The 26,318-nt window shown below is 46.3% G+C and carries 22 protein-coding genes; 14 read left to right on the top strand and 8 right to left on the bottom strand.

Annotation, left to right across the window (positions count from 1 at the left end; genetic code table 11):
* Positions 1-257: 257 nt before the first annotated feature.
* Positions 258-614 (bottom strand): FKBP-type peptidyl-prolyl cis-trans isomerase, encoded by a 357-nt coding sequence (locus tag H8K52_RS17205; protein WP_186924146.1) that lies wholly within the window; start codon positions 612-614, stop codon positions 258-260.
* Between the two features lie 169 nt (positions 615-783).
* On the opposite strand from H8K52_RS17205, the gene H8K52_RS17210 reads away from it, so the two are divergent.
* The 3 genes from H8K52_RS17210 to H8K52_RS17220 are packed head-to-tail and all read left to right on the top strand — an operon-like array spanning position 784 to position 3,788.
* Positions 784-1,644 (top strand): EI24 domain-containing protein, encoded by an 861-nt coding sequence (locus H8K52_RS17210; RefSeq protein ID WP_186924147.1) that lies wholly within the window; start codon positions 784-786, stop codon positions 1,642-1,644.
* Positions 1,645-1,653: 9 nt separating this feature from the next.
* A complete protein-coding gene (locus H8K52_RS17215) occupies positions 1,654-2,451 on the top strand; it encodes a competence/damage-inducible protein A (RefSeq protein WP_186924148.1) in 798 nt (265 codons plus the stop codon).
* A gap of 20 nt (positions 2,452-2,471) precedes the next feature.
* Positions 2,472-3,788: a TAXI family TRAP transporter solute-binding subunit gene (locus H8K52_RS17220; protein WP_186924149.1), complete on the top strand. Its 1,317-nt coding sequence runs from the start codon at positions 2,472-2,474 to the stop codon at positions 3,786-3,788.
* A 293-nt stretch (positions 3,789-4,081) separates the two neighbouring features.
* On the opposite strand, the gene H8K52_RS17225 is transcribed toward H8K52_RS17220, so the two are convergent.
* The gene (locus H8K52_RS17225; RefSeq protein ID WP_186924150.1) at positions 4,082-4,294 is read right to left on the bottom strand and encodes a DUF3820 family protein; all 213 of its coding nucleotides are present in this window, start codon (positions 4,292-4,294) and stop codon (positions 4,082-4,084) included.
* A 101-nt stretch (positions 4,295-4,395) separates the two neighbouring features.
* Between H8K52_RS17225 and H8K52_RS17230 the strand changes: the two genes are divergently transcribed.
* The 5 genes from H8K52_RS17230 (at position 4,396) to H8K52_RS17250 (ending at position 8,622) form a co-directional block, all read left to right on the top strand.
* A complete protein-coding gene (locus H8K52_RS17230) occupies positions 4,396-6,096 on the top strand; it encodes a M14 family zinc carboxypeptidase (RefSeq protein ID WP_186924151.1) in 1,701 nt (566 codons plus the stop codon).
* A gap of 1 nt (position 6,097) precedes the next feature.
* Positions 6,098-6,298 carry a hypothetical protein gene (locus H8K52_RS17235; RefSeq protein WP_186924152.1) on the top strand — a complete coding sequence of 67 codons (201 nt, stop codon included), beginning with the start codon at positions 6,098-6,100 and terminating at the stop codon, positions 6,296-6,298.
* 190 nt (positions 6,299-6,488) lie between these two features.
* Positions 6,489-6,875 (top strand): hypothetical protein, encoded by a 387-nt coding sequence (locus H8K52_RS17240; RefSeq protein ID WP_186924153.1) that lies wholly within the window; start codon positions 6,489-6,491, stop codon positions 6,873-6,875.
* Positions 6,876-7,028: 153 nt separating this feature from the next.
* Positions 7,029-7,802 carry a hypothetical protein gene (locus H8K52_RS17245; protein ID WP_186924154.1) on the top strand — a complete coding sequence of 258 codons (774 nt, stop codon included), beginning with the start codon at positions 7,029-7,031 and terminating at the stop codon, positions 7,800-7,802.
* A 28-nt stretch (positions 7,803-7,830) separates the two neighbouring features.
* Positions 7,831-8,622: a helix-turn-helix domain-containing protein gene (locus H8K52_RS17250; RefSeq protein ID WP_246464653.1), complete on the top strand. Its 792-nt coding sequence runs from the start codon at positions 7,831-7,833 to the stop codon at positions 8,620-8,622.
* Here H8K52_RS17250 and H8K52_RS17255 read toward each other — a convergent pair.
* Together H8K52_RS17255 and hutC are read right to left on the bottom strand one after the other, a co-directional pair.
* On the bottom strand, positions 8,595-10,838 hold the full coding sequence (locus H8K52_RS17255; protein ID WP_186924155.1) for a patatin-like phospholipase family protein: 2,244 nt from the start codon (positions 10,836-10,838) through the stop codon (positions 8,595-8,597). The genes H8K52_RS17250 and H8K52_RS17255 overlap by 28 nt on opposite strands.
* A 134-nt stretch (positions 10,839-10,972) precedes the next feature.
* Positions 10,973-11,683 carry a histidine utilization repressor gene (hutC, locus tag H8K52_RS17260; RefSeq protein WP_186924156.1) on the bottom strand — a complete coding sequence of 237 codons (711 nt, stop codon included), beginning with the start codon at positions 11,681-11,683 and terminating at the stop codon, positions 10,973-10,975.
* 212 nt (positions 11,684-11,895) lie between these two features.
* Here hutC and hutU point away from each other — a divergent pair, with 212 nt between their 5' ends.
* From hutU to H8K52_RS17290, 6 genes are all read left to right on the top strand, one after another.
* Positions 11,896-13,587 (top strand): urocanate hydratase, encoded by a 1,692-nt coding sequence (gene hutU, locus H8K52_RS17265; RefSeq protein ID WP_186924157.1) that lies wholly within the window; start codon positions 11,896-11,898, stop codon positions 13,585-13,587.
* 203 nt (positions 13,588-13,790) lie between these two features.
* On the top strand, positions 13,791-15,332 hold the full coding sequence (hutH, locus tag H8K52_RS17270; protein ID WP_186924158.1) for a histidine ammonia-lyase: 1,542 nt from the start codon (positions 13,791-13,793) through the stop codon (positions 15,330-15,332).
* A 118-nt stretch (positions 15,333-15,450) separates the two neighbouring features.
* Complete coding sequence (locus H8K52_RS17275) at positions 15,451-16,083, top strand: HutD/Ves family protein (RefSeq protein WP_186924159.1); 633 nt, start codon at positions 15,451-15,453, stop codon at positions 16,081-16,083.
* On the top strand, positions 16,070-17,302 hold the full coding sequence (gene hutI, locus H8K52_RS17280) for an imidazolonepropionase (RefSeq protein ID WP_186924191.1): 1,233 nt from the start codon (positions 16,070-16,072) through the stop codon (positions 17,300-17,302). Before H8K52_RS17275 ends, hutI begins: the two co-directional genes overlap by 14 nt.
* 210 nt (positions 17,303-17,512) lie before the next feature.
* Entirely contained in the window at positions 17,513-17,905 is a 393-nt protein-coding gene (locus H8K52_RS17285; RefSeq protein ID WP_186924160.1) for a response regulator, read from the top strand.
* On the top strand, positions 17,906-19,570 hold the full coding sequence (locus tag H8K52_RS17290; RefSeq protein WP_186924161.1) for a diguanylate cyclase: 1,665 nt from the start codon (positions 17,906-17,908) through the stop codon (positions 19,568-19,570).
* Positions 19,571-19,640: 70 nt separating this feature from the next.
* Here the strand turns inward: H8K52_RS17290 and parC are convergent, their stop codons facing one another.
* The 4 genes from parC to H8K52_RS17310 all read right to left on the bottom strand — a co-directional run bounded on the left by parC (position 19,641) and on the right by H8K52_RS17310 (position 26,261).
* Positions 19,641-21,968 (bottom strand): DNA topoisomerase IV subunit A, encoded by a 2,328-nt coding sequence (gene parC, locus H8K52_RS17295; RefSeq protein WP_186924162.1) that lies wholly within the window; start codon positions 21,966-21,968, stop codon positions 19,641-19,643.
* Between the two features lie 189 nt (positions 21,969-22,157).
* A complete protein-coding gene (locus H8K52_RS17300) occupies positions 22,158-24,149 on the bottom strand; it encodes a DNA topoisomerase IV subunit B (protein ID WP_186924163.1) in 1,992 nt (663 codons plus the stop codon).
* A 325-nt stretch (positions 24,150-24,474) separates the two neighbouring features.
* A complete protein-coding gene (locus H8K52_RS17305; protein ID WP_186924164.1) occupies positions 24,475-25,644 on the bottom strand; it encodes a hypothetical protein in 1,170 nt (389 codons plus the stop codon).
* An 11-nt stretch (positions 25,645-25,655) separates the two neighbouring features.
* Positions 25,656-26,261: a GNAT family N-acetyltransferase gene (locus H8K52_RS17310; RefSeq protein WP_186924165.1), complete on the bottom strand. Its 606-nt coding sequence runs from the start codon at positions 26,259-26,261 to the stop codon at positions 25,656-25,658.
* Between the last annotated feature and the right edge of the window lie 57 nt (positions 26,262-26,318).

Raw genomic sequence — 26,318 nt, forward strand, 5'->3', positions numbered from 1 at the left:
TAGAAAAGGCCCTGCGCCTTTCTTTATCGTCTTATTTGACTCAAGCAAAGCACCTATGGCGACTATGGAAGGCATTGAGTCTTCGTTTGAAAAATACGTGGCGAAGTTCTTTTATTTTTAAAGTGCCAACTAGAGACGCAATCATTACCCAATAAAAAACCCCGCTTTTAATAAAAGACGGGGTTTGTCAGCGATCTGAGGCTGATCATCTCAGCCTTTTTATTTTTCCAACAAGTGTTAAGTATCACACACTTAGTTTACACGCCCAATAGTTCCACTTCGAAAATCAAAGTCGCATTCGGAGGAATCACGCCACCAGCACCTCGTGGGCCATAGCCAAGTGCTGCCGGGATCGTCAATACACGGGTGCCGCCAACTTTCATACCTTGCACGCCTTCATCCCAACCTTTGATGACTTGACCTGCGCCTAGAGCGAATTCAAATGGTGTGCCACGATCTTTGCTGGAATCGAATTTTTTCCCAGCGCTGCCATCGGCGTTTTGTAACCAGCCAGTGTAATGCACTAGAACATTGTTGCCGGCTTGGGCTTCGGCACCAGTGCCTTCGACTTTGTCTTCGTATTGTAAGCCGCTGACGGTAGTGATTTCAGACATAGGTTTTCCTTGAATAGAATAAGGTTAAATGAAATTTCCGGTCTGCATTTTAGATGAAATCTGCCGGGCTTTGGTTTTTTTGACTCGTATCCTTGTCGCCAAGGCAAGGTAGAATAGTCCTGTGGCGATTGTCGCTTGCGTATTTTTATGTGACTACAAAGGTTGATTGATGAATTTATCTGCGGTAATGCGTTCCTGGGCACGTGCAATAGCAACGCAATTTCGTTTCAAGATTCTACTCTTGAGCATTATTCCCCTGATTGTATCTTTGATAGCTTGGGGTGGTTTGATGGCATGGCGCCTGCAAGCAATATTCGATTTTTTTCAAGATTACTTTTCTAATCATGAGAGCTTCTCCAGCATTAGTCAGATATTAAACTCACTTGGCTTACTGGCACTGAAGACCGTCATTGTGCCTTTAATTTCGATGTGGGTATTATTGCCGTTGGTGATCTTTACTAGTCTCTTATTTATCGGTGTGTTGGTGATGCCTATCATTGCTAAGCATGTCGGTGAACGCGATTTTCCTACTGTAGAAAAAGTGCAGGGCGCATCGTTTTTGCGTAGCCTGGGATTTTCTCTTGGCTCATTCTTTTTATTTGTGTTTGCCTGGGTCGTGACTCTACCACTGATTTTTATTCCACCCATTTATGTCTTGATTCAGCCTTTGTTATGGGGATGGCTGACCTATCGTGTGATGAGCTACGACGCATTAGCCATGTTTGCCACGAAGGATGAGCGCGTCGCACTGGTGGCAAATCATCGAGGATCTTTGTTGTTGATCGGTTTAGTAGGGGGTTGGTTTGGCAGTTTACCGTCGATGTTGTGGATGGGTGGCGCCATGTCGCTAGCCTACGTCGCATTTTTTCCGATTTTCGTCAGCTTGGCAATTTGGACATATCTGTTAATTTTTATATTCACAGGTTTGTGGTACCAGCATTATTGTTTAGAGGCTTTGCAGCAGATGCGTCAACAGGCAAAGGCAACACAGAGCGCATTGCAGGAAAATGACAAACTCATCGCGTTATAGGAGAAAAGTATGGCAATTGGATTAATCGTCATTGGTGATGAAATTTTATCTGGTAAGCGAGTTGATCAACATTTACCCAAAGTGATCGCTTTGCTCAAAGAGCGTGGCCTAAGCTTGGATTGGGCTGAGTATGTTGGCGACGATAGGGCGCGCATTACTGCCACCTTGCAACGCAGTTTTGCCAGCGGCGATGTGGTATTTAGTACTGGTGGTATTGGCGCTACCCCTGATGATCATACTCGTCAGTGTGCGGCAGCGGCATTAGGTGTTCCTGTGGTTTTGCATCCGGAAGCCAAAGAGTTGATTCATCAACGGATAGTTGAAATGAATTTGACCCTCGATATGCCAACGGATTTGAATGGACCGGATTACTTCCGTCGCTTACAAATGGGTGAGTTTCCGGAGGGCGCCGATATTATTCCCAATCCATTTAATAAAATTCCCGGGTTTGCTATTAAGCAGCATTATTTTGTGCCCGGCTTTCCCGTGATGGCGTGGCCGATGATTGCTTGGGTTTTAGATACCTATTACGCACATCTGTTTCATCAGCAGCCACAAGCAGAACAAGCGGTGCTAGTGTTTGAAATTGCAGAGTCGACCTTGACGCCTCTGATGGAAGCTCTGGAAGCAAAATATCCTTTGATTAAAGTTTTTAGTTTGCCTAGTGTCGGGAGTGACAGCATGCGCCGACATATCGAGTTGGGTGTGAAAGGGGAGCCCTCACAAGTCGCACTAGCTTTTGCTGAAATGCTGTTAGGGTTGGATGGGTTCAGGGCCGAATATCAGATCATCGAGCGATCAGATTGATTTAATGAAATGGAGTAAGTATGCCTAAGATTACATTTACGCTAATTTCGACTAAGGACGCATTAATTGCGTTTGGCCCCATAGCCTTAATGGTGATCGCAGTCATTTTTGCAGCGTATTATGTGGTTGATCCCGCTCCGGGGCGAACTTTGGACTTTAGTGCCGGACAAGAGAATAGTGCATACGAGTCGTTTGCCAATCAATATGCAGAAGAACTTAAAAAAAATCAGATTAATCTCCGCGTACATGAATCGCAAGGCTCGCAAGAAAATCTACAAAAAATCGCTGACCCAGATACGAATATTGATATTGGCTTTGTACAGAGCGGTTCTACCAACGAGACTGAGGCGCAAGCACGCGGCTTGATTTCTTTAGGAAGTCTGTTTTATGAACCGATCTGGATTTTTTATCGAGCTAAAAACGAAATCAGTAATTTGTCCTCATTTAAAGGCAAACGTATCAATGTTGGCCCCGATGGTTTTGGCGTGCGCCGATTATTTGCTCAAATTCTGTCGGTCAATAATCTCGAGGAAAGTGACATCTCGATTCAGCAACTAGAAAATACGCCAGCAACTGTTGCATTTCTGAACTCGCAAGTGGATGTGTTGGTGATGAGCTCGGCCTCTGATTCTGTATTGGTTCAAATGCTTTTGCAGACGCCTGGTGTGAGATTGTTTGATTTTGTACAGGCCGAAGCATACACTCGTCGCTTTCCTTTCCTGTCCCATGTAGTTTTGCCACGTGGTATCGTGGACATGGGCAAGGATATTCCAGCACGCGATTATCATTTGATTTCGCCGACCGCGACCTTGGTCGCGCACGAGAGTCTGCATCCCGCCTTGATCAGTTTATTTTTGCAGGCGGCCAAGAAAATTCATGGCAGTGGCAATTGGTTTAGTAAGCAGGGCGAGTTTCCTTCGGATCGCTATACTGAAATCGCGGTTGAACCACAAGCCGAGAAATTCTATAAAAATGGCCCGCCATTTTTGCAGCGTTACATGAGTTTTTGGATGTCCAATTTTCTGGAACGTATGTGGGTACTGCTCATCGCATTTGGCGCCCTAGCTTTGCCTCTCTCGAAAATCATTCCTCCTCTGTATGTGTGGCGGGTTCGTTCACGCGTGTATCGTTGGTATGGCCAATTACGTGCAGTTGAACATGCTCTGGATGAGGCAACACCCAAGCAGCGTAAGCAAATTGCGCAAGAGCAGTTGCAACGATTGGATGCGATTGAGCGTAAAGTGAATCAGATTTCAATTCCCTTATCTTATGCAGAGGAATTGTATGGCTTACGTAGCCATATACAGTTTGTACGCAAACGTTTGATGGGAGATTGAAATAGCCCCATCAGCACAGAGACACACGAAACGACAAGATGGAGGGGAGTATCTTGTCGTTTCACAGGTAAGAGTGTGTCTCTGTACGTCAGTGGTTCGGTGCTGATTGTTGCTAACTACTGCAGATATTCTGTTGATATTGATGGTCTTAGCAGTTTGTTGCTGGCGTCATCAACTTGGGATGCAGTGTCGGTACTTTCGCGAAAGAACACCAAAATTACTTGTGCGGTCTTATAGGATTGCATGCTAGGTATAGCATGTCGGTACTTTGTTTGCATTTTGAACTTTTTTGTTCAAAGTTTTCGCAAGGGTAGAAGTAAGTCGCGCAGATTGTTGTGATCGATTTCATACATCAACGCCAGCAGATGCCCAAGCTCGCCACGTGGAAAACCTTCACGGGCAAACCAACCCAGATAATGACCCGGTAAGTCCGCCAGCACCCGACCTTCATATTTGCCAAACGGCATAGTTTTTGTAACTAGTGACATGAGATCTTCGGTTTGCATAGCGCTTCATTCGGTTGAGGTCGAGCTTTAACGTGAAAAATTTTGATGTGCGGATGCTACAATTCTTGCCAATCTCCCCATTTTATAGAAACACGCTCATCATGCCTATTCAATCGACTTCCTCCTACCCAACCCCTTACGAGTTGGGTAATCAAAACCAAACGACGACGTGGGAAAACTGTATTCCTTTTTATGAAAAATTGGCTCGTGATTTTCCACAGATCTTACGTTTTGAACAAATAGGAGTGTCGGATAGTGGCGTTCCTATGCACGCTGGTGTGATTACTGCGGATGGGGTCTTTGATCGTGAACTGTTAAAATCTACAGGGCGTCCTGTCTTCTTCAATAATAATGGTATTCATCCCGGAGAGCCTGAAGGCATCGATGCTTGCATGGCCTTGGTGCGCGATTTCTGTTTGCAAGCTGAACGTCGCGCGGCTTTAGGCGATACAGTATTTTTGTTTATTCCGATTTATAACGTGGACGGTAGTTTAAATCGTCAAAACACCTCGCGTGTGAATCAAGATGGTCCTGAAATGTTTGGCTTTCGTGCCAATGGTCGTAATTTGGATTTGAACCGTGATTTCATTAAATGTGACAGTCTCGCGGCGCAGGTGTTCAATCAGTTTTTCACTATGTGGGATCCAGACGTCATGGTCGATACTCACACGTCGAATGGTGCTGACTATAGCTACACCATGACCTTGATTCAGACGCAAGCCGACAAATTGGGGGATGGCCTGGGTCCCTTTTTGCGGCATAGTATGTTGCCTGCAATTTATGCTGAAATGGAGCAGCGCGGCTGGCCGACTTGTCCTTATGTGAATCCGGTCAAAATTACACCAGACGACGGCATCGAAGACTTCCTGGAAGTACCACGTTTTTCCACTGGATTTGCAGCCTTGCATCACACCATCGGTTTCATGCCCGAAACACATATGTTAAAACCATATGCCGATCGTTATGAATCCATGCGTGCCTTGGTCGAAGTGGTACTCGACTTTACCATTGCAAACGCTGCACAAATTCAAACTTTACGTGCGCAAGCGCGTCAGGCAGCGGCGCAAAAAACACAATGGCCGGTGAGTTGGAAAGTAGACCGTTCGCGTCCCTCAAGTTTCAGATTTCGAGGCTATCAAGCGGTATATATCCCAAGCAAAATCGGTAGTTATACGCGCTTGTCTTATGATCGCAATCAGCCTTGGGAAAAAGATATTCCATACTTTGATCATTTTGTTGAAGATGTGGTGGTTAAAACACCGAAGGCTTATTTGATTCCTCAAGCATGGCGCGAAGTGATTGAACGCTTGCATTGGAATGGCGTGGTTCTGCAACGGATTACTGTGGATCAGGAAATGCGAGTGCAAACTTATCACGTCAAACATGTCACATCGCGGGCGTCCGCTTACGAAGGACATCTATTTCATGATGAGATGGAGTTGACGACGCAAGTCGAAACCCTGCAGGCGCGCGCTGGTGATTACTTGGTCGATCTTGGTCAGCCAAATGCCCGATACGCCATAGAAACACTGGAGCCTCAAGCGCATGATAGTTTTTTCCGTTGGGGTTTCTTTAACAGCGTGTTGGAAAAGAAAGAAGCGTTTTCTGACTACGTGTTTGAGGACAGCGCCTATGAGATGTTGCAAACAGAGCCAGAATTGGCGGCAAAGTTCGAACTTTGGAAGGCTAAGCATTCAGAAAAGCTAGCGAATCAGGAAGAAGTGTTGAATTTTATTTTCGCGAATGGACGTCGTTTCCATGAACCAGAATGGCGTCGTTATCCAATTTACACGGTTATTTAAGATGGCCATTGTTTTCTTCGAATACATGTTGCAACCGAGGTTTTGGATTGCCCATGATGAACATGGCTATTGGTTAGTGCCTGCCAAAGAGGGCGGTTGGCACGAACGGTCACCGTTTGTCGGGCATGCCATCAATTTGATACCGTTAGTCGATTTTGATGGTATCGATTTAGACTTGCCAGATGAAGAGAAAACCTATTAATTCGATGACAGAATTAGTCACAATAAATTGAAAATCCAATTTTGTCGTAAATCCAGAACACAGCTTTTGTCTGAATTTTAACTTCGAAAACTTTTTCTGCATTTTTCGCATTTAATTCTTTGCACAGGAAGAAGAACTCACTAGAATCAAGCTGTTAGGCAAAATTGTTTGTCGAATTTAGGAGACTACTATGAAGAAAATGTTGGTTGGTGCATGCTTGGGTTTAGCCTTGCTTGGAAATGCTTGCGCTGTTGAGGCGGCAAAGCCTGTTGATACCTCTGTTGATGGTATTTTTTCTGCTTTGACAAATAGCCGTAATTTGCAAAAAACAGTGGATCAATTGATTGCCAATGGCGCGAATCAACATTCTGTGATTTCAATCGCAGCGGCTGCTGGTATTCCACAAAGTAAAATTATGAAGTTGCAAGTATGTGTGAACTCTGTTTCAGCAGACGCTACAACTTTAGGCGCAACTTGCATGCGTCCAAAAACAGTTATGACCGCTTACGAAAGTGGTTTAAATGATCCATTGGCTTACTTGCCTGCAACGGCTGCTGGCAAAAAAGCGAAGAAGTAATGTGAGTCGTTTTAAGAAAAAAGCAGCTTCGGCTGCTTTTTTTTCGTTTTACATTTTTAAGTTTATTGTTATTGAAGCTTTTTGCTGATCGCAGATCAAACAATGCGCTTCAATCAGTTACAATGAATTCAATATTTTTTTTAAAACACCCACATGTTTAGAGCTGTACGCATTTTTATTTTGTTGTTCATTCTGGCAACTGTTAGTTATTCTGCTTATCGCGCAAAAGCGCAATCGGTGGAATGGAAGTACACCTTAATGGTGAATATTTATCCGATAAATGGTGATGGTAGTGCCTTGAGTGATGCTTATATTAAGTCATTGACGCTGGATGAATTTCAGTCGATAGAGCAATTTATGTTGAGTGCCGCCGAGCACTATGGCAAAAAACAAAATGCCTCAATTCAGATCCGGTTGCAAAATACACTAACGAGCAAACCTCCAGCCCCGCCTGAATCCTCGAATGTGTTGGAGGTGATGTGGTGGAGTCTGCAGTTTCGTTGGTGGGCCTATTGGCATGCAAAGGTTCAAGGGCCAGGTACGCAAGTGCGCTTATTTGTGCAGTACTTTGATCCGCAAAAAACACAAGTTCATCGCTCAACCGCTTTGCAAGAAGGTTTGATTGGGCAAGTCAATGTGTTCGCCAGTAATGACATGCGTGAAAAAAATAATGTGATCATTGCTCATGAATTTTTACACACCTTGGGCGCGACTGATAAATACGATTTACGTACGGATTTCCCGAATTTTCCGGATGGCTATGCTGAACCTGAGAAGCAGCCTTTACATCCGCAAAATTTGGCTGAAATCATGGGTGGACGGGTTCCAGTTAGTGAGTATGATGCTGTCATTCCCAGACACTTAAATCGTGTCGTGATCGGTGCAAAGACCGCTCAAGAAATTAATTTTTTACCGAAATCGAATTAATTAATTGTTGAACTAAGAGGAGTAAATCATGAGTTCTCCAGAGATGTTATTAGACGTTTTGCGCACGGAATTGCGTAGAGTGGGTATGACCTACAAGCAGTTAGCGCGCTTGATCGAGATGAGTGAATCTAGCATTAAGCGCATGTTTGGACAAAAGGATATGACCTTATCGCGCATGGCGCAGATTTGTAAGGTCTCTGATATTTCCTTGGAAGATGTCTTGCGTCAGGCCGCCGATGTGACGCCACAGGCTGATAACCTGACCTTGGCGCAAGAGCGGGCGTTGATGGATAACCCGAAGTTATTGTTAGTCGCTATTTCATGTCTTGGACATTGGACTTTTGAACAAATCATTGAAACTTACACCCTCACAGAAGCGGAATGTATCTTGTGCATGATCGAACTCGATAAGCATGCATTGATAGAATTGAAGCCAATGAATCGTTATCGCCTGCGCGTCTCTCCAGCTTTCCGTTGGCGGGCAGATGGACCAATTCAAGCTTTCTTTAAAGAGGTGGTCGTGGCCGATTATTTCAATGGGAGTTTCGACGGGCCGGGTGAAACTTTGATGTGTGTGCCGGCCCGTTTATCCAAAAACAGTGCACAAGAGATTCAGCAAAAACTTCAGCAATTGACGGCAGAGATCGCGCGCTTACAGCACGAAGATCGCCGCCTGCCGGCTGAAGATAGAGATGGATATACATTGATGCTAGGTTTCCGTTCTTGGGAATTTTCTGCATTTACAGCCCTACGTCGTCCTGCTACGATGGCCAATACTAAAGGACGGGTGGTTCACCAAATTGGTCCTAAGAACAGGTAAAAACTAGAGCCGCTGCCCTGCGTCGTGCCTGCACCAATATAGAGTGGACCGAAGCGCGTATCAAACGCCACAAACGTGCTGGCTGCACGTTTGATTTTACTAAATTTGACGGCTTCTTTTTCGCCAAAGGTACCACCAAGTTCGGCAGAAAATCCGAGTCGAACCGCGCCACCAAGCGCAGCAGGCATACGTCCGATCCGATGTGCCATTACGAGTCGACCGAGAGCGACCGTCTTATTGGACAAGGAATCTGCTGGCGTACCGGATAGTCGCAAAAAACCTCCTAGCGATAGCGGTGCAAAATCGCCTTGCGAACGTGACCATTCTCCGTAGATATGACCAGCCCATTCGCCGCGTTGAAAGGCAGACATGCCCACTATTGATGAGTTTAGAATCGCTTTCTTATTTCGGTCTTGATCTAGGGCGCGCTCAGATTCCCAGGTCAAGTAGTGGCCTCGGGTCGGGTAAGCCAGTGAGTCTAAAGAGTCGATTCGAAAACGTAAAAATTCAGTGGTTTGAAACACTCTGAGCTCTTGTCCTGTTTCTTCTGGCAATATTTTTTTAACTTCAATTCTTTCGCGCCTGACGCCGAGTTGTACATCACCCCAATTGCCGATCTGACGCCCAATTGGCAAAACAACACCGTTTGTTTTATAGCCATATCGTAGCTGTTTTCTTCCTTCTGTGAATAGGTCAGCAGAGGAAGAGTTGCTTTGAAATGATGGCGCAAAATACCATTCACTTCCGACTCCAAGTGGTTGGAAAAATTGTGCCCCGAAAATTCGATCTGATCCGACTTTCGCAATGAAGCGCGCTTCTCCACCCCAACTGTTTTGCGATGCGGCGACGTGCATGGCACCAAGAGAAAATTTATGGGTGTCACTAAAATCGCTTGATAATTCCATACCAAGTCGCAGTCGGTTTTTGCTCCAGACCGCTTCATGTGTCTTGATAACGACATCACGCTCATCAAGTCTGTCTTCGATTTCAACTTCAACATGGTCGAGGTCACCGCGTCCATATAATTTGCCAGTCACTTGTCGTATTTTTTCTTCGCTGGCGACTTCGTTTAATTGCAGACCTGACTGCTTCAAAAGAATATCGGGATTAATTCTCTGCGTTCCCTGAATTTCGATACTGGTGATTTTGAGTGCCTTATCTGGCGTGCTACTTTCCGCTGTACGTAGTTGTTCGTAGCGACGATAGTCTTCAGGTGAAGCTTGTAGGTGTCGAAGTTGGGTTTCCAATTGTCTTGTGGCGATATCGCCTGCCAGCATGGCATTGTGATGTTCATCGAAATCAAGAAAGTCGATGCCATTTAAATTTGGCGCAATCAAAATATCTCTTGCACGCAGTTCTTTGAGAGATCGCTGCACATTTTGTTCTGTCAAGATCTGCAGCATTTGTTGTGCGACACTAATTGCACTTCCTAATTCTTTTTCCTGTGCTAGTGGCGTTCCGACATTCACGGCAATCACGATATCGGCTCCCATTTTTTTTGCCATATCAATTGGCAAATTGCGTACGAGTCCGCCATCGACTACCAAGCGTTTGTTGATATGCACCGGAGCAAACATACCTGGTACGGCTAGAGATGCACGCAGCGTGATAAACAATGGCGTATCCGTGAGTTCGACCATTTCACCTGTGACCAGATCGGAAGCGACTGAGCGAAACGGGATTGGTAAATGATTGATGTGTTCGCTTTTCATGCCGTTTGGCAGAAGGCGGGTAAGAGCCAATTCGAGAGCCGAATTGCCAGCAGCAGATGGTGGAAGTGTGATGCCCGATCTGGTCACTGCGAACTCGATGCGAGAAGGAAGATTCACATCTTCTTCGCGACGCCGAAAGTCTAGTGCGTCACGCGCTGGGCGATCGGCAAGCACAGTTTCCCATGAGGTATTTCGCACGATATCTTCAATATCTTCGACTTTGCGTCCAGCAGCATAGGCGCCACCGACCACTGCGCCCATGCTAGTTCCCAAGACAAAATCAATCGGAATGCGCATTTCTTTTAATACCCGTAAAACCCCGACATGCGCGAAGCCGCGTGCACCACCCCCAGATAGAACTAATGCGACTTTTGGTCTTTCCTTAATCGCAGGTGTGTGTTCCTCTAGCTGTCTGATCTGAGCCTGGACTCCACTATGCAATATGCAAGAACCGCAGAGAAGAGCAGTGATAGTCACATTTTTCAAGCGTGGATGGATTGCCATGGTTACCTACTTCGAAAAACAATAAGTTGAAGAAAAATCAATCGGAATGATGCGAGAAAGATCAGTGATGCGATCGGATTGCCAAGATCGACTTGGTTGAATCGCTAAAGTCTAAAACAAATTTTGCATGCTTTCTAGAAGCTGCCAGTGAATTGATATCGACTGCCTGGATGCCACATGGTCACGATCGTGGCAATTTGGTTTTGTGATCTGGTCTTTCGGTGCAGGACCAGACAAGCTTCTTTGCTCGAAATGTGCAACATATCGGCAATTAGTTTTGGTGGCATTACAGCTTCGATGCTGTAGTCCACTCCTTGGAGAGGGGCGACTGCCATTAAGTATTCATTTGGTGTTTTGATGGCAAAATCTTGGGCTAAATAATCTTGTGCCAATATCGAATTGACCCAGCGGTCTTCAACCTGAATCGCGACGTCATTTTCAAAATGGACAATCACCGAATGGAATAATTTCTGTCCAAGCTCCACTTGAAATTGTTGAGCAAGTGATTCGCTTGCTTCGACTTCGATTAATTCGTGTAGTTCGCTTCTGTGTGCATGACCTCTGGCTCGTACTTCCTCGGCGATGCTTTTGATGGCCACTAATGTTGCTTGGTATTTTTGTTGGGCGACGTAAGTGCCGGATCCTTGTATGCGATTGAGAATTTGTTCGCTGGTTAATTCACGAACTGCGCGATTGACTGTCATTCGCGATACCTTGAACTGTTGCGCAAGTACGGCTTCGGACGGAATAGCATCGCCCTCTTTCCAAGTGCCAGCTTGAATTTCTCGCAATAAAAAATCTTTAATTGTTTGAAAGGCGGGTATCGCTGTGGGCACGTTAATCATGGTGATGACAATTCTTTAGATGTATTTTGCTAAGTAAAAAGGTTTTCAACATTTTCTCACACAATCAAAAAAAGTCGCTTGCAAAAGTTGTATATACAACTTAAACTGCGCAGCATACATAGTTTTTGTCCTATTCGCCTTGATTTCATATAGCGTTAGAGTATCGAGGCGTTTTTAAATTTGACCCTTTAATTTGACCCTAAGGAGATGAAATGAATAATGATCCACGCTGGGATGCAAGTCGTGAAATCCGCGCACCACGCGGCGCTGAAAAAGTGTGTAAAACTTGGGTAGCCGAAGCGGCCTACCGCATGATTCAAAATAATCTCGACAAAGAAGTTGCAGAAAATCCTAAGCACTTAGTCGTGTACGGCGGTATCGGTCGCGCTGCACGTAACTGGGAATGCTATGACCAAATTTTGGCAAGTTTAAAAGACTTGGGTGAAGACGAAACTTTGTTGATTCAATCGGGTAAGCCAGTCGGGATTTTTAAAACCACCGAAGACTCTCCACGCGTGTTGATTGCGAATTCTAATTTGGTACCGAAGTGGGCGAATTGGGAACATTTTAATGAGCTCGACCGCAAGGGCTTGTTTATGTATGGTCAGATGACCGCAGGCAGTTGGATCTACATCGGCACCCAAGGTATCGTGCAAGGCACCTATGAAACTTTTGCGGAAGCCGGTCGTCAGCATTTCGGTGGTGATTGGGGCGGTCGTTGGATTTTGACGGCAGGCTTAGGTGGCATGGGTGGCGCGCAGCCATTGGCGGCCAGTTTCGCTGGTGCAGTCTCTTTAAATATTGAATGCCAACAATCAAGCATCGATTTTCGTTTGCGTACTCGTTATGTTGATAAACAAGCGAAAGACATCGACGATGCGATAGAACTGATCAAATATCACACCGAGCGTAGAGAGGCGATCTCGATTGCATTGTTGGGTAATGCGGCGGAAGTTTTGCCAGAGTTGGTCAAGCGTGCCAAGGCTGGCGGTATTAAGCCAGATTTGGTCACAGATCAAACTTCGGCACATGATTTGATTAATGGCTATTTGCCTATCGGTTGGACTGTTGATCAATGGAAGGCAGCACAGCACGATGTGAGCCAACATGCGAAATTAACGGCGGATGCAGCGCAAGCATGTGCGGTACACGTGCAAGCCATGTTAGATTTCCACGCGATGGGCATTCCTACTGTTGATTACGGTAACAATATTCGTCAGGTCGCCTTCGATACTGGCGTTAAAAACGCTTTTGATTTCCCAGGTTTCGTGCCGGCATACATCCGTCCTCTGTTCTGTGATGGCAAAGGCCCATTCCGCTGGGTAGCGTTGTCTGGTGACCCAGAAGATATTCGTAAGACTGATGCCAAAATTAAAGAATTGTTCCCTGAAAATAAAGGCGTGCATAAATGGCTGGATATGGCGGGTGAACGGATTGCCTTCCAAGGCTTGCCAGCACGTATTTGCTGGTTAGGTTTGGGTGAGCGTCATATTGCTGGTTTAGCATTCAATGAGATGGTGAAAAACGGTGAATTGAAAGCACCGATCGTGATTGGTCGTGACCATCTTGATACCGGTTCTGTCTCTAGTCCAAATCGCGAAACTGAAAGTATGAAAGACGGTACGGATGCGGTATCTGATTGGCCGTTATTGAATGCACTGTTGAATACTGCAGGTGGCGCGAGCTGGGTTTCTTTGCATCACGGTGGTGGCGTAGGGATGGGTTACTCGCAGCACTCAGGCATGGTGATTGTTGCTGACGGCACAGAAGCAGCGGCAAAGCGTTTGGCACGCGTCTTGGTTAATGATTGCGGTTCTGGCGTCATGCGTCATGCGGATGCAGGTTACGAACAAGCCGTGGCATGTGCTAAGCGTAACGGCTTGCAATTGCCGATGATTAAATAATTTGTTTTCTGCCACATAGGCGCAGAGTACGTAGAGAAAAGCGATTAGCGCGTTAGTGTCATTCCCGCGAAGGCGGGAATCCAGTGACTTTGGTGGAGCAATCGAAGACACTGGACTCCTGCCTACGCAGGAGTGACCAACAAAAAACTCTGCGTACTCTGCGCCTCTGCGGCAAAAAGAATGTAAAGATAAAGGACACCAATATGAGCACAACATTCACCATCCAACCAGGTCAATTCAAACTCGCCGACTTGCGTGCGATCTGGAAACAAGCTTTTAAATTAGCTTTGGCCGAATCTGCCTACGCGGCCATCAACGAATCATCTGCGACCATTGATCGTATCGTCGCAAAAGGTGATGCGGCTTACGGGATTAATACCGGTTTTGGTAAACTCGCGAAAACCCGTATCCCTGATGAAGATTTAGAACTGCTGCAAAAGAATTTGATCCTGTCGCATTCGGTTGGTTCCGGCGAATTGATTTCTGATGAAGTCGTGCGCTTGATTATCGCGATGAAAATTGCGAGTTTAGCGCGTGGTTTTTCTGGCATTCGAGCATCCGTGATCGACACCATGATCGCGGCTTATAACGCGGGCATCATGCCGGCGATTCCTGTTAAAGGTTCAGTGGGTGCTTCTGGCGATTTAGCACCTTTGTCACACATGACTTTAGCGATCATGGGCGAAGGTCAGGTACGTGTAGATGGTCAGATGGTCGATGCCAAAGCAGCGTTGGCAAAAGCAGGTATCACACCAGTCGTATTGGCAGCGAAAGAAGGCTTGGCCTTGATCAACGGTACGCAAGTTTCAACGGCATTGGCATTGAATGGTTTATTTTTGGCCGAGCGTTTGCTAGAAGCTGCAACCATCACTGGTGCTCTGTCTGTCGATGCAGCAAAAGGCAGCGATGCGCCATTTGATCCACGTATTCATGCAGTGCGTGGCCAGCCTGGTCAAATCGCGACCGCGAATATTTATCGTACTTTGTTGAACGGCAGTGAAATTCGTCAATCCCATTTGGTGAACGATGAACGTGTTCAAGATCCATACTGCTTGCGTTGCCAGCCACAGGTAATGGGTGCATGCTTGGACATCATCAATAATGCCGCGAGTACTTTGCTGACAGAGGCGAATGCCGTCACCGATAATCCTTTGGTATTTGTTGATACGAATGAAGTGATTTCTGGCGGTAATTTCCACGCTGAACCAGTGGCGTTTGCCGCTGATACTTTAGCGTTGGCAATTGCAGAAATCGGTTCCATTTCCGAGCGTCGTATCGCCTTGTTGATTGATTCATCTATTTCTGGTTTGCCACCATTTTTAGTACCGTCATCTGGTTTGAATTCTGGCTTCATGATTGCCCACGTAACAGCGGCAGCATTGGCATCCGAGAATAAATCGCATGCGCATCCAGCTAGCGTCGACACGATTCCAACTTCTGCGAACCAAGAAGATCACGTCAGTATGGCAACGTTTGCTGGTCGTCGTTTGCACGAAATGGCACACAATACCGCGACGATCGTTGGCATAGAATTGCTAGCGGCTGCTCAGGGTGTAGATTTCCATCAACCATTGAAAACTTCGGATAAATTGACGATTGTGCACCAGTTGTTGCGTACAAAAGTTGCGTTTTACGATAAAGATCGTTTCTTTGCACCAGATATTGAAGCGGCGAAATCTTTAGTCGTCGAAGGTGCTTTGAGCGCACAATGCGCTGACTTGTATTCGCATTTGTATTTGGCTTAATTTTCCGCTTTTTTTACCGCAGAGGCGCAGACTAAGTAGAGTGATTCAAAAAACTCTGCCTTCTCTGCGCTTTTACAGTTTACATATTGATCTGAGTTGACTTTTTTTGAGAGTAAGCATGCGCAAATGGACCGCAAAAGATTACCGCACGATGCCGTGGAAAAACGGTGGCGGCAGTACCACCGAATTAGCGATTTTCCCTGAAGGCGCGGGAATGGATCACTTCGTTTGGCGTTTAAGTACCGCGACTGTTGCGCAGAATGGACCTTTCTCGCATTTCGCACAAATCGATCGAAGCTTGGCAATTTTGACTGGTGCAGGATTGATGTTGAAAACTGACGCGGGTAGCCACGCAGAAAGATCGATCACGCTGACGCAAGAAAGTTTGCCGCATCGTTTTTCTGGCGAAGATAATATTCTTGCCGAGCTATTGGATGGTACCGTCGTTGATCTGAATTTGATGACGCGGCGAGATGCGTGTCAGCATTACATGCAACGCTTGAGTGCTGGTGAGCATCTGATCAATGCAGAAGATGCTCAACAGATTTTGCTCTTCTGCGAAAAGGGGCGTGCGCAATTGATCAAGCAGACACAACTGGAAGCGGGTGATTTAGTTTTACTGGAAGAGGAACATGAAGCCAGTGGGATTCGTTGTCATATTGAAGCGGAAGAGGGCAGCCTTTTGTATTTAATGCGCATTAGTTTTTTAAATCATCATGAACAGCGTGGAGGCTTGCATGGGCTTGTTTAATTGGGATAGCCTTTGGCTCAATGTGCATCTTGCCACGATGGAGTCTGGCAATGGTTACGGCATCATTCGTGATGCGGCAATTGCCGTCAAAGATGGCAAGATCGCTTGGTTAGGTGCAGCGAAAGACTTACCAAACGACTACGCAGCGCCAATTACGCACGATGGACAAGGATGTTGGTTGACACCCGGTTTGATCGATTGCCATACGCACATGGTGTATGCAGGCAATCGCAGCAATGAATTTGAAGCACGATTAAATGGCGTCGCCTATGAAGAAATTGCACGTCAGGGTGGCGGCATCGTGTCGACTGTTAAAGCCACACGTGCCGCCAACGAACAAGAATTAATGCAAGCAAGTTTGCCACGTGTACTCAGTAGTTTGCGTGAAGGTGTGACGACGTTAGAAATTAAATCTGGCTATGGACTCGACACCGACACAGAAGCAAAAATTTTGCGTGTTGCGCGGCAAATTCAACGTGATTTGCCCGTTAGAGTTACTACGACATTTTTAGGCGCACATGCTTTGCCACCTGAATTTGCTGGCCGTGCTGATGATTATATTGATGAAGTCTGTGAACGCATGTTGCCGGCGATTGTGGCGGAAGGATTGGCGGACGCGGTCGATGTGTTTTGCGAAAAGATAGGTTTTACGCCAGAGCAAACTGAGCGTGTGTTTCAAGCTGCACAAGCGCATGGCTTGCCGGTGAAGTTACATGCAGAACAATTGTCCGATCAGGGCGGCGCAGCATTGACCGCCAAGTATCGAGGACTATCTGCCGATCATTTGGAGTACTTGAGCGTTGAAGGCATTGCCGCGATGCAAAAGCAGGGTACCGTCGCTGTTTTATTACCTGGCGCATTTTACTTTCTACGTGAAACCAAATACCCGCCACTAGCTGCTTTGCGTGAAGCGGGGGTGGCAATCGCTTTAGCGACCGATTGCAATCCAGGAACTTCTCCAATGACGTCGCCATTGCTCACGATGAATATGGCGTGTACCTTGTTTCGTATGACACCTTTAGAAGCTTTGCAGGGAGTGACTCTGCACGCTGCGCGAGCCCTTGGACTGTATGAGAAGGTTGGCAGTTTGCGTGTCGGAAAACAGGCTGATTTTGCGCTTTGGAACATTGAGAGACCGGCAGATCTGGCCTACATGATCGGTGTGAATCCTTGTGCAGGCAGCGTTTTTGCTGGGCAATACAGAGCCTTGAATAAATGATGGCGAGCGATCATATCGTGGACTGCAAGACCCTGAGCCTGTGGATATTGTAAATACTGCGATGTTTCTTGTTGGAAAAAATTCACGGCTAAACAAAATTGCTTTGATAACATTTGTCGTCGGGCTATCATGAGGGAATTCGGCTTTATCGCTAATTTGTAGTACAGGTGAATTTTCTTGCTGGTTTGGTATTTTTGTTAGGGGACGAATATGACTGGGAAGTCAATCAGTAAGATCTTGTATGTGGAAGACGATCTTGATATTCAAGCGGTTGCACAGATTGCTCTGGAAGTTGTTGGTGGTTTTACCTTAAAAACTTGTAGTTCTGGCGCTGAAGCCATCGCCGCAATCGAGCAAGGTTTTGTCCCTGATCTTTTATTACTTGATGTCATGATGCCAAACATGGATGGCCCTACGACGTTGGGAGAGCTTCGTAAGCAGCAGACGACGTTGTCAACCCCGGTGATTTTCATGACGGCCAAAGTGCAGTCTAGTGAACAAGATTATTATTTTACGCTTGGTGCGATTGGGGTGATAGCAAAGCCGTTTGATCCTATGACTTTAGCAAGTCAGGTACGCGCGTTATGGGAAAAGGTGAGTTAATTGACAGATCGGGATCAGGAGCTAAACGATGCATTGAAGGCACTCGCGCAGGTTTATATCGCCAAGCTTCCTGCTAAATTGGAAGAAATCGTAGCCTCCACTCAGCAATTTCAGCATGATCCTTCTGATCGGGAAAACTACATTTTGTTGCATCGTTTACTTCATACGATGGCTGGTTCGGCTGGTACTTTTGGCTTTCCTCAAATGGGGGAGTTAGCCCGTGAGTTGGAAAAAACAATCAAAGAATTTATCTTCGGGAAGGCTTGGAATTCAAATCAAATAATAGACTTTTGTCAAAAGGTGAAGAACTATGTCGATGAATTTATGCCCTCACAATCGAAAATTGACGAACTTGATAATCAGATTTCCGGGGCCAAGAGTATTAAGCAGGAAGCTGAGCGTGAGGCTCATAAAAACTTAATTTTTTGGGCGGATCAGGAGGATGACAAAGTCACTGAGATTATTCAAATGTTGGAACAATTTGCATTTGAAATTCAGCATATCCATGATCTTTCACAACTTGAAAGACTTTTGCAAGAGCGACAGCCAGCATTGTTAATTATTGATGCGGATTTTCAAAATCAACATTTTGCTGGTACCGATGAAATTCTGCGTCTCAGAGCGCGGGGAATGTTTTTACCCCCCGTTTTATTTACCTCAAAAACCAATAGTTTTTTGAGTCGCTTACGATCAGTGCGTGCCGGTGGTGATGCGTTCTTTTTAAAACCTATCGATTTGTTGGCATTGACGGAATGTATCGAGGAGATTTTAGATCGACCCAATCCTCCTTTGTATCGCATTATGATTATCGATGATGATGTGGATTTGGCTCAGTATTACAGTCGTGTACTCAATGGCGCGGGCATGGTGACTCATGTCCTCAATGATCCCGAACTGGTGTTGGAGGACATGGCAAATTTCCGACCAGAGTTGATTTTGATGGACGTTTATATGCCGACTTGTGATGGCGTCGAACTTTCAAGAGTCATCAGGCAAGACCCTTCTTATCTTGATGTCCCGATTGTATTTTTGTCGAGTGAAAATAACTTGCAAAAACAAATAGCCGCAGTGAAGGTTGGCGCGGATGACTTTCTGAATAAGCCGATTTCTCCTGAGCTTTTAACCTCATCCATCTCGACACGTGCCGAGCGCTATAGGGCGTTGCGCACTTTGGTAATGCGTGACGGTTTGACTGGTTTGTTTAATCATACAGCTATTAAAGAAGATCTAATCGCAAAAATGTCTAGCGCAAGTCGCAGCGTCACTTGTGTAGCCGTTGCGATGTTGGATCTGGATAACTTTAAAAAGGTGAATGACACCTACGGACACCAAATTGGGGATCAAGTATTACGGACTTTGTCACACTTATTAAGACAGCGCCTACGTAAAAGTGATGTGGTGGGGCGTTATGGAGGCGAAGAGTTTATTATTATTTTCCCCAATACGACCTCAGATGTGGCGCGTATGGTTTTAGATAAGGTACGAATAGCATTTGGCAATATCCATCATGCAGCGGAACAAGGCGAATTTTGTGTGGGATTTTCTGCAGGGATTGCCGACTCTCGTCAAACCATTAGCCCAGATGATTTGTTGGCGATTGCAGACGCCGCTTTATATCGGGCAAAACACAGTGGCAAAAATAGGATTGTACTGGGCGACCAATAGTGTTCAACGCCCATAAAAAAGCCCATGCATTGAACAGCATGGGCTTTTTTGAGGGAGTGAGCGGCCAGATCTAGTTTTTAAGCAAATGGCTTGCTTTGATTTTAGACTCTAACACTTTCCCTTTACGCGCACGCTTACCTATGTGTAGTGCAAGCCCACTTGCGCTCAGACTCACTTCTTGAGGTTTGGCCGCACGACCAATGCCTGTGACTTTGACACCTTTTTGACTGATCGCAGTCGCAGCAATCAACTTTTCTTTCGCCTCCAATTCCATCAAAATTACGCCACGTCCACCGCTGGATAATTGTTTGATTTCGGTTAAACCAAATACAAGCAAACGGCCTTTTTCAGACAAGCAGGCAATTGCACTGGCGTCTTCAGAAATTGTTGTTGGTGCCAATGGTTCATCGCCTTCATCTAAAGTCATAAATGCTTTACCCGCCTTCATACGACCGACCATGTCACTGAGTTTAGCAGTGAAGCCATAACCTGCTGTGGAAGCTAATAAGAGTGCAGTGTCAGCTTTTCCAGCAAAGTAATGCAAGATGCGCGAACCACTCGCTAAGTCGATCAAAGTCGTGACCGGCACGCCATCACCCCGTGCGCCAGGCAGGGCAGAAACAGGCACGGAATACACGCGACCGTTTGAGCCAAATACTAAGAGCTGATCAACAGTACGGCATTCAAAGGTACCATACAAACTATCACCGGCTTTGAACGTGAATTGAGCAGGATCGTGTTCATGTCCGGTGCGAGCGCGTACCCAGCCTTTTTCGGAGATCACTACTGTCACTGGTTCATCGATGACTTTCTGTTCGATAGAAGCGCGTTGCGCTTCTTCAATCACCGTGCGGCGTGAATCACCAAACTGTTTTGCATCGGCTTCGATTTCCTTGATGATGCATTTCTTCATTGCTGAAGGATCATCCAAGAGATTTTGCAAGCTGGTTTTTTCGTTGCGTAAATCTGCCAATTCTTGCTGAATTTTGATAGCTTCCAAGCGTGCCAATTGGCGCAAGCGGATTTCTAAAATATCTTCGGCTTGGCGATCCGATAAGCGGAAAGCGTCCATCAACGCAGGCTTAGGCTCATCCGATTCGCGAATGATCTTGATGACCTTATCGATATTTAGCAGTACCGCTTCACGGCCTTCCAAAATATGAATACGGTCATTGACTTTTTTTAGCTTGAATTGAGTACGGCGCGTGACAGTCTCAAAGCGGAAAGTGATCCATTCGGTCAAAATATCGGAAAGAGGTTTTTGACGTGGACGACCATCGCCACCGATCATCACCAGATTCAGTGAAGCTGAGGTTTCGAGCGACGTATGTGCTAACAACATTTGCATGAATTCGGCTTGATCTTGATTCTTGGATTTCGGCTCCAAGACCAAGCGCACCGCCGCATCCTTGCCAGATTCATCGCGCACGGCATCGAGGACCGACAACATCACTTGCTTCAAACTGACTTGTTCTGGCGACAGAGATTTCTTACCCATTTTAATTTTAGGGTTGGTAATCTCTTCAATCTCTTCCAATACTTTTTGTGAGGAGGTGCCTGGTGGAAGCTCAGTAATCACCGCTTGCCATTGACCGCGTGCCAGCTCTTCTATCTTCCAACGTGCGCGCACTTTCAGACTGCCACGACCGCTGGCATAAATATCGCTGATCGCAGCTGCTGGCGTAATGATCTGTCCACCGCCCGGGAAGTCCGGACCAGGGATGAATTCCATTAACTCAGCATGTGTGGTTTTAGGATTGCGAATCAAAGCGACCGCTGCCTTCGCCACTTCGGTCAAATTGTGCGAAGGAATTTCAGTCGCCATACCGACCGCAATACCAGATGCGCCATTCAGTAGGACGAAAGGCAAACGACCTGGCAATAAAGTGGGCTCTTCATACGAGCCATCATAGTTGGGCTGAAAATCAACCGTGCCAAGATCTATTTCATCGAGCAATAATTTAGAGATAGGTGTGAGGCGCGCTTCGGTATATCGCATCGCCGCAGCGCCGTCGCCATCACGTGAACCGAAGTTACCTTGCCCATCAATCAATGGGTAGCGCAAGGAGAAATCCTGCGCCATACGCACCATCGCGTCATACACAGACTGATCGCCATGTGGATGCAGCTTACCGAGTACGTCACCAACCACGGTTGCCGACTTGCGTGGCTTGGCTGTTGAGTTTAAACCGAGTTCATTCATCGAATACAGAATCCGACGTTGCACAGGTTTTTGCCCATCGCTGACATCGGGTAGCGCGCGACCTTTGACCACAGAAATCGCGTAATCAAGATAAGCGCGCTCAGCGAAAGTCGCCAGCGTCAAGGTCTCGCTATCACCATCATTGCCACCATTATTGTTCGGGGCTTCGTCAAATAAATTTGCTTGTTCGCTCATAATTTGCTTTTGAGTTTATTCTTTAATTAATTCTTTTTGCTTGATTGAGAGATATTTAAAATCATGTTTTGCCGCAGAGGCGCAGATTACGCAGAGAAAAACTTTTGAGATCTCTTACGTTCCCGAAGAGTAAAGACACTCATAAAAAAACTCTGCGCTATCTGCGCCTCTGCGGCAAAGTCTTTTGACCTAAATGTCCGCCTCAACTTCATTTCCGTGTTCTTCTAACCATGCTTTTCTCGCAGAGGCTTCGCCTTTGCCCATCAGCATATTAAAACGTCCTTCAGAAAATTCTTGATCGAATTCGCCAAGAGATACCGGCAACAAACGGCGCGTATCAGGATTCATCGTGGTTTCCCACAATTGGTTGGCATTCATCTCACCCAAACCTTTGAAACGGGAGATTGCCCATGCACCATCTTTGACGCCGTCTTTACGCAATTTATCTTCGATCGCCGTTAGTTCACCCTGATCGAGCGCATAAATTTTTTGTGCTGGTTTTTTACCGCGCGCTGGCGCGTCAACTCTAAATAGAGGAGGGCGGGCGATACAGATATGGCCGCGCGCAATCAACTGCGGGAAGTGTTTGAAGAACAGTGTCAATAACAAGACTTGAATATGTGAACCATCGACGTCCGCATCAGAAAGAATGCAGATTTTGCCGTAGCGCAGATTCGTTAAATCGATTGTATCGTTGACGCTGTGTGGATCAACGCCGATTGCGACCGCGATATCGTGAATCTCATTGTTCGCGAACAGGCGATCTCGTTCAGATTCCCAAGAATTCAAGACTTTACCGCGTAGTGGCAGAATCGCTTGGAACTCTTTGTCACGCCCCATTTTTGCTGAGCCACCTGCGGAGTCACCTTCGACTAAAAATAACTCATTGCGCGTGATGTCATTTGATTCGCAATCGGTCAATTTTCCAGGCAAAACCGCGACACCAGAGGATTTTTTCTTCTCGACTTTTTGCAGAGAACGCAGACGGGATTGCGCTTGCTTGATCACTAGTTCGGCGAGTTTTTTACCTAGCTCTACATGCGAATTGAGCCAAAGCTCTAAAGGTGGTTTGGAAAAACTCGATACTAAACGTACTGCATCACGTGAATTCAAACGCTCTTTGATTTGTCCTTGGAATTGCGGATCTAAGACTTTGGCGGACAACACAAAAGAGGCGCGGGCGAACACGTCTTCCGGTAAAAGCTTTACGCCTTTTGGCAGCAGGGAATGCATTTCAGCGAAGCCCTTTACCGCACCAAATAAGCCTTCACGCAAGCCAGATTCATGGGTGCCGCCAGCCGGCGTTGGAATCAAATTCACATACGATTCACGAACGACGCCACCATCTTCGGTCCATGCTACGACCCAAGAAGCGCCTTCACCTTCAGCAAAACCATCAGCGTCAGCATTGGCAAATTGTTCGCCTTCAAACATAGGGATCACTAAGTCGCCATGTGAAGCTTGCGTTAAGGCTTCAGTTAAGTAACCACGCAAGCCCTGGTCGTATTGCCAAGTTTGGCTTTCACCGGTTTTTGCGTTAGTGAACGTGACTTTAACGCCTGGCAGTAGAACCGCTTTGGAGCGCAGTAAGCGTTGCATTTCTGGAATAGAAATCGCCGGCGAATCAAAATATTTTCCATCTGGCCAAACTGAAACGCGGGTACCATTTTTCTTGTCGCCACGACCTAAAGGCTGAGTGCTCAATGGTTCGATCACATCGCCATTGGCAAACACGAGATTATGCAATCCACCTTCACGCCAAACGGTAATCTCTAGACGTTTGGAGAGCGCATTGGTGACGGAGACACCGACGCCATGCAAACCGCCGGAGAAGGCGTAAGCGCCGCCTGAGCCTTTGTCGAATTTGCCGCCAGCATGCAGGCGAGTGAACACGATCTCTACCGTAGGCACGCCTTCTTCTGGGTGTAATCCAACTGGAATGCCGCGGCCATCATCCTCTACGCTGATGCTGCCATCGGAATTGAGCGTAACTTGGATATTCTTACAATGGCCACCCAATGCTTCATCCGAGGCATTGTCGATAACTTCTTGAATAATATGCAGAGGGTTTTCGGTGCGGGTGTACATCCCAGGTCTTTGTTTGACCGGCTCCAGTCCCTTCAGGACACGGATGGATGATTCGCTATAGTCGGATGGGGTTGTGGTTTTTTTAGTTGCCATGCGATGAAATGGGTGAAATATTAATGTATTAACTTGCTTATTTGCTTTTGTCCGAGTCCAAGCGACGAGTTTCTTTTTTTATCGTACACGGAAAACTGAGGATTTGACGAATTATTGTAATGTGAAACACTGGTTTTATGTACAGTTAATTTAATTCTTTGTGATGTGAAAGCAAAAAAGAAGGTCAACATGATGTGTTGTTTGCGTAGGTTGGTGCTGAGCGAAGCGAAGCCCAACAATGACTCGCAACGGTAGTCTTCTAATTCCGAGCTAAATAGTTCAAGCAACATGAATGATTTGCGTTAAGAAAAAATTACTTGCTTATCTATTTACTCAATAAACGCATCCCCTGCTCCAACCCAGATAAGGTAATCGGAAACATACGATTACTCAGCAACTTGCGCATGATATCGATCGATTGGCGATATTGCCAAATGCCTTCCGGTTCGGGATTGAGCCACAGATACTTAGGAAAATGCGAAGTGAAACGCTGTATCCAAGTGGCGCCAGCTTCTTCATTGTTGTACTCGACTGATCCACCGGGTTGGAGAATCTCATACGGACTCATCGTCGCATCGCCGACAAAAATTAACTTGGTATCGGGGGTGTATTTGCGTAGTACGTCCCAAGTTGGGAATTTTTCTGAATGTCGGCGGTGATTGTTTTTCCACAGATAGTCGTAGACGCAATTGTGAAAATAATAGAACTCCATGTTTTTGAATTCTGTTTTCGCTGCGGAAAACAGTTCCTCAATCTGCGCGATGTGATCATCCATAGTGCCGCCGACATCGAATAACATCAGAACTTTGATATTGTTTTTGCGTTCGGCTTGCATTTTGATATCGAGGTAGCCCGCATTGTTTGCCGTCGCTTTGATCGTTGCATCGAGGGCTAATTCCTCCTCTGCTCCTTGTCGTGCAAATCGACGCAGGCGGCGCAGAGCTACCTTGATATTGCGTGTGCCCAGTTCACGTTCGGTGTCGTAATCTTTAAACGCGCGCGCCTCCCAAACTTTCACAGCGGAGCGCCTTTCGCTTTTACCACCGATGCGTATGCCTTCAGGATTGTCACCGCCATTACCAAAAGGCGACGTGCCACCTGTGCCTATCCAACGATTACCACCCTCGTGCCGCTCTTTTTGTTCTTCGAGTAATTGTTTAAGCCTGTCCATCAGTTTATCGTAGCCGAATTTTTCTAATGCGGCCCTTTGTTCATCCGTCAGTTCGCGCCCAAGACGTTTCTTGAGCCAATCGAGTGGAATCTCAGGATGTTTCTCAAAAATTGTGTTGATTCCTTTAAAGTACAGACCAAAAGCGCGGTCAAACTTGTCGTAATTTGCTTCATCTTTGACCAAGATAGTACGCGACAAAAAATAGAATTCGTCGACCGAAGTGCCAACCACGCCTTCTTGCATAGCTTCAAGCAAAGTCAGAAATTCCTTAATTGACACCGGGATTTTGGCGTCTTTGAGAGTGAAGAAAAAGTCGATTAACACGGGTTATTCTCTCAGGTTGATATGTCGGAAGCTGCGCGCTTGAGTTTAAATTCCAGATTCGCTTTCACGCCAATCCATTCGTGTTTGAGTATGCTGTAGACCACAGTGTCGCGTACTCGGCCGTCCGGCAAAACCATATGACTTCGCAGCACGCCATCGCGTTTGGCTCCCAATCGTTCAATGGCTTTTTGTGAACGTTGATTCAACCAGTCGGTGCGAAACTCCACTGCATTGCAGCCAAGTATTTCGAATGCATGGGCTAATAACAAAAGTTTGCATTCGGTATTGATTGCGCTGCGTTGATAGGATTGTGCATACCAAGTGTAACCAATCTCGAGTCGCTTATTGGCGCTATCAATATTGCAATATCGTGTTGTGCCGATTACTGTGTTTTGAATCTGATCAAATACCGTGAAGGGCAGAGCTAGTCCTTTATCACGTTGCTCAGAAGCGATCGTGAACCAAGCCGTTAGATTTTCTGGCGAAGGCACTGAGGTGAAGAACAGTTCCCATAGCCGACCATCGCTGGCTGCTGCTTGAAGACCGGTAAGATGATCTTGCGTAAGTGGCGTAAGTCTGGCGTGTTGGCCGGTAAGTGTGATGCTGCCTGGTGACATCGTAGCTCCTATGGAAAGCCTGGGTGCTTGATTGCGATTGGGTTCTGCAGCGCTTAT

Origin of the sequence: Affinundibacterium seohonense, assembly GCF_014284305.1 — a bacterium.
Lineage (GTDB): Bacteria > Pseudomonadota > Gammaproteobacteria > Burkholderiales > Burkholderiaceae_D > Undibacterium > Undibacterium seohonense.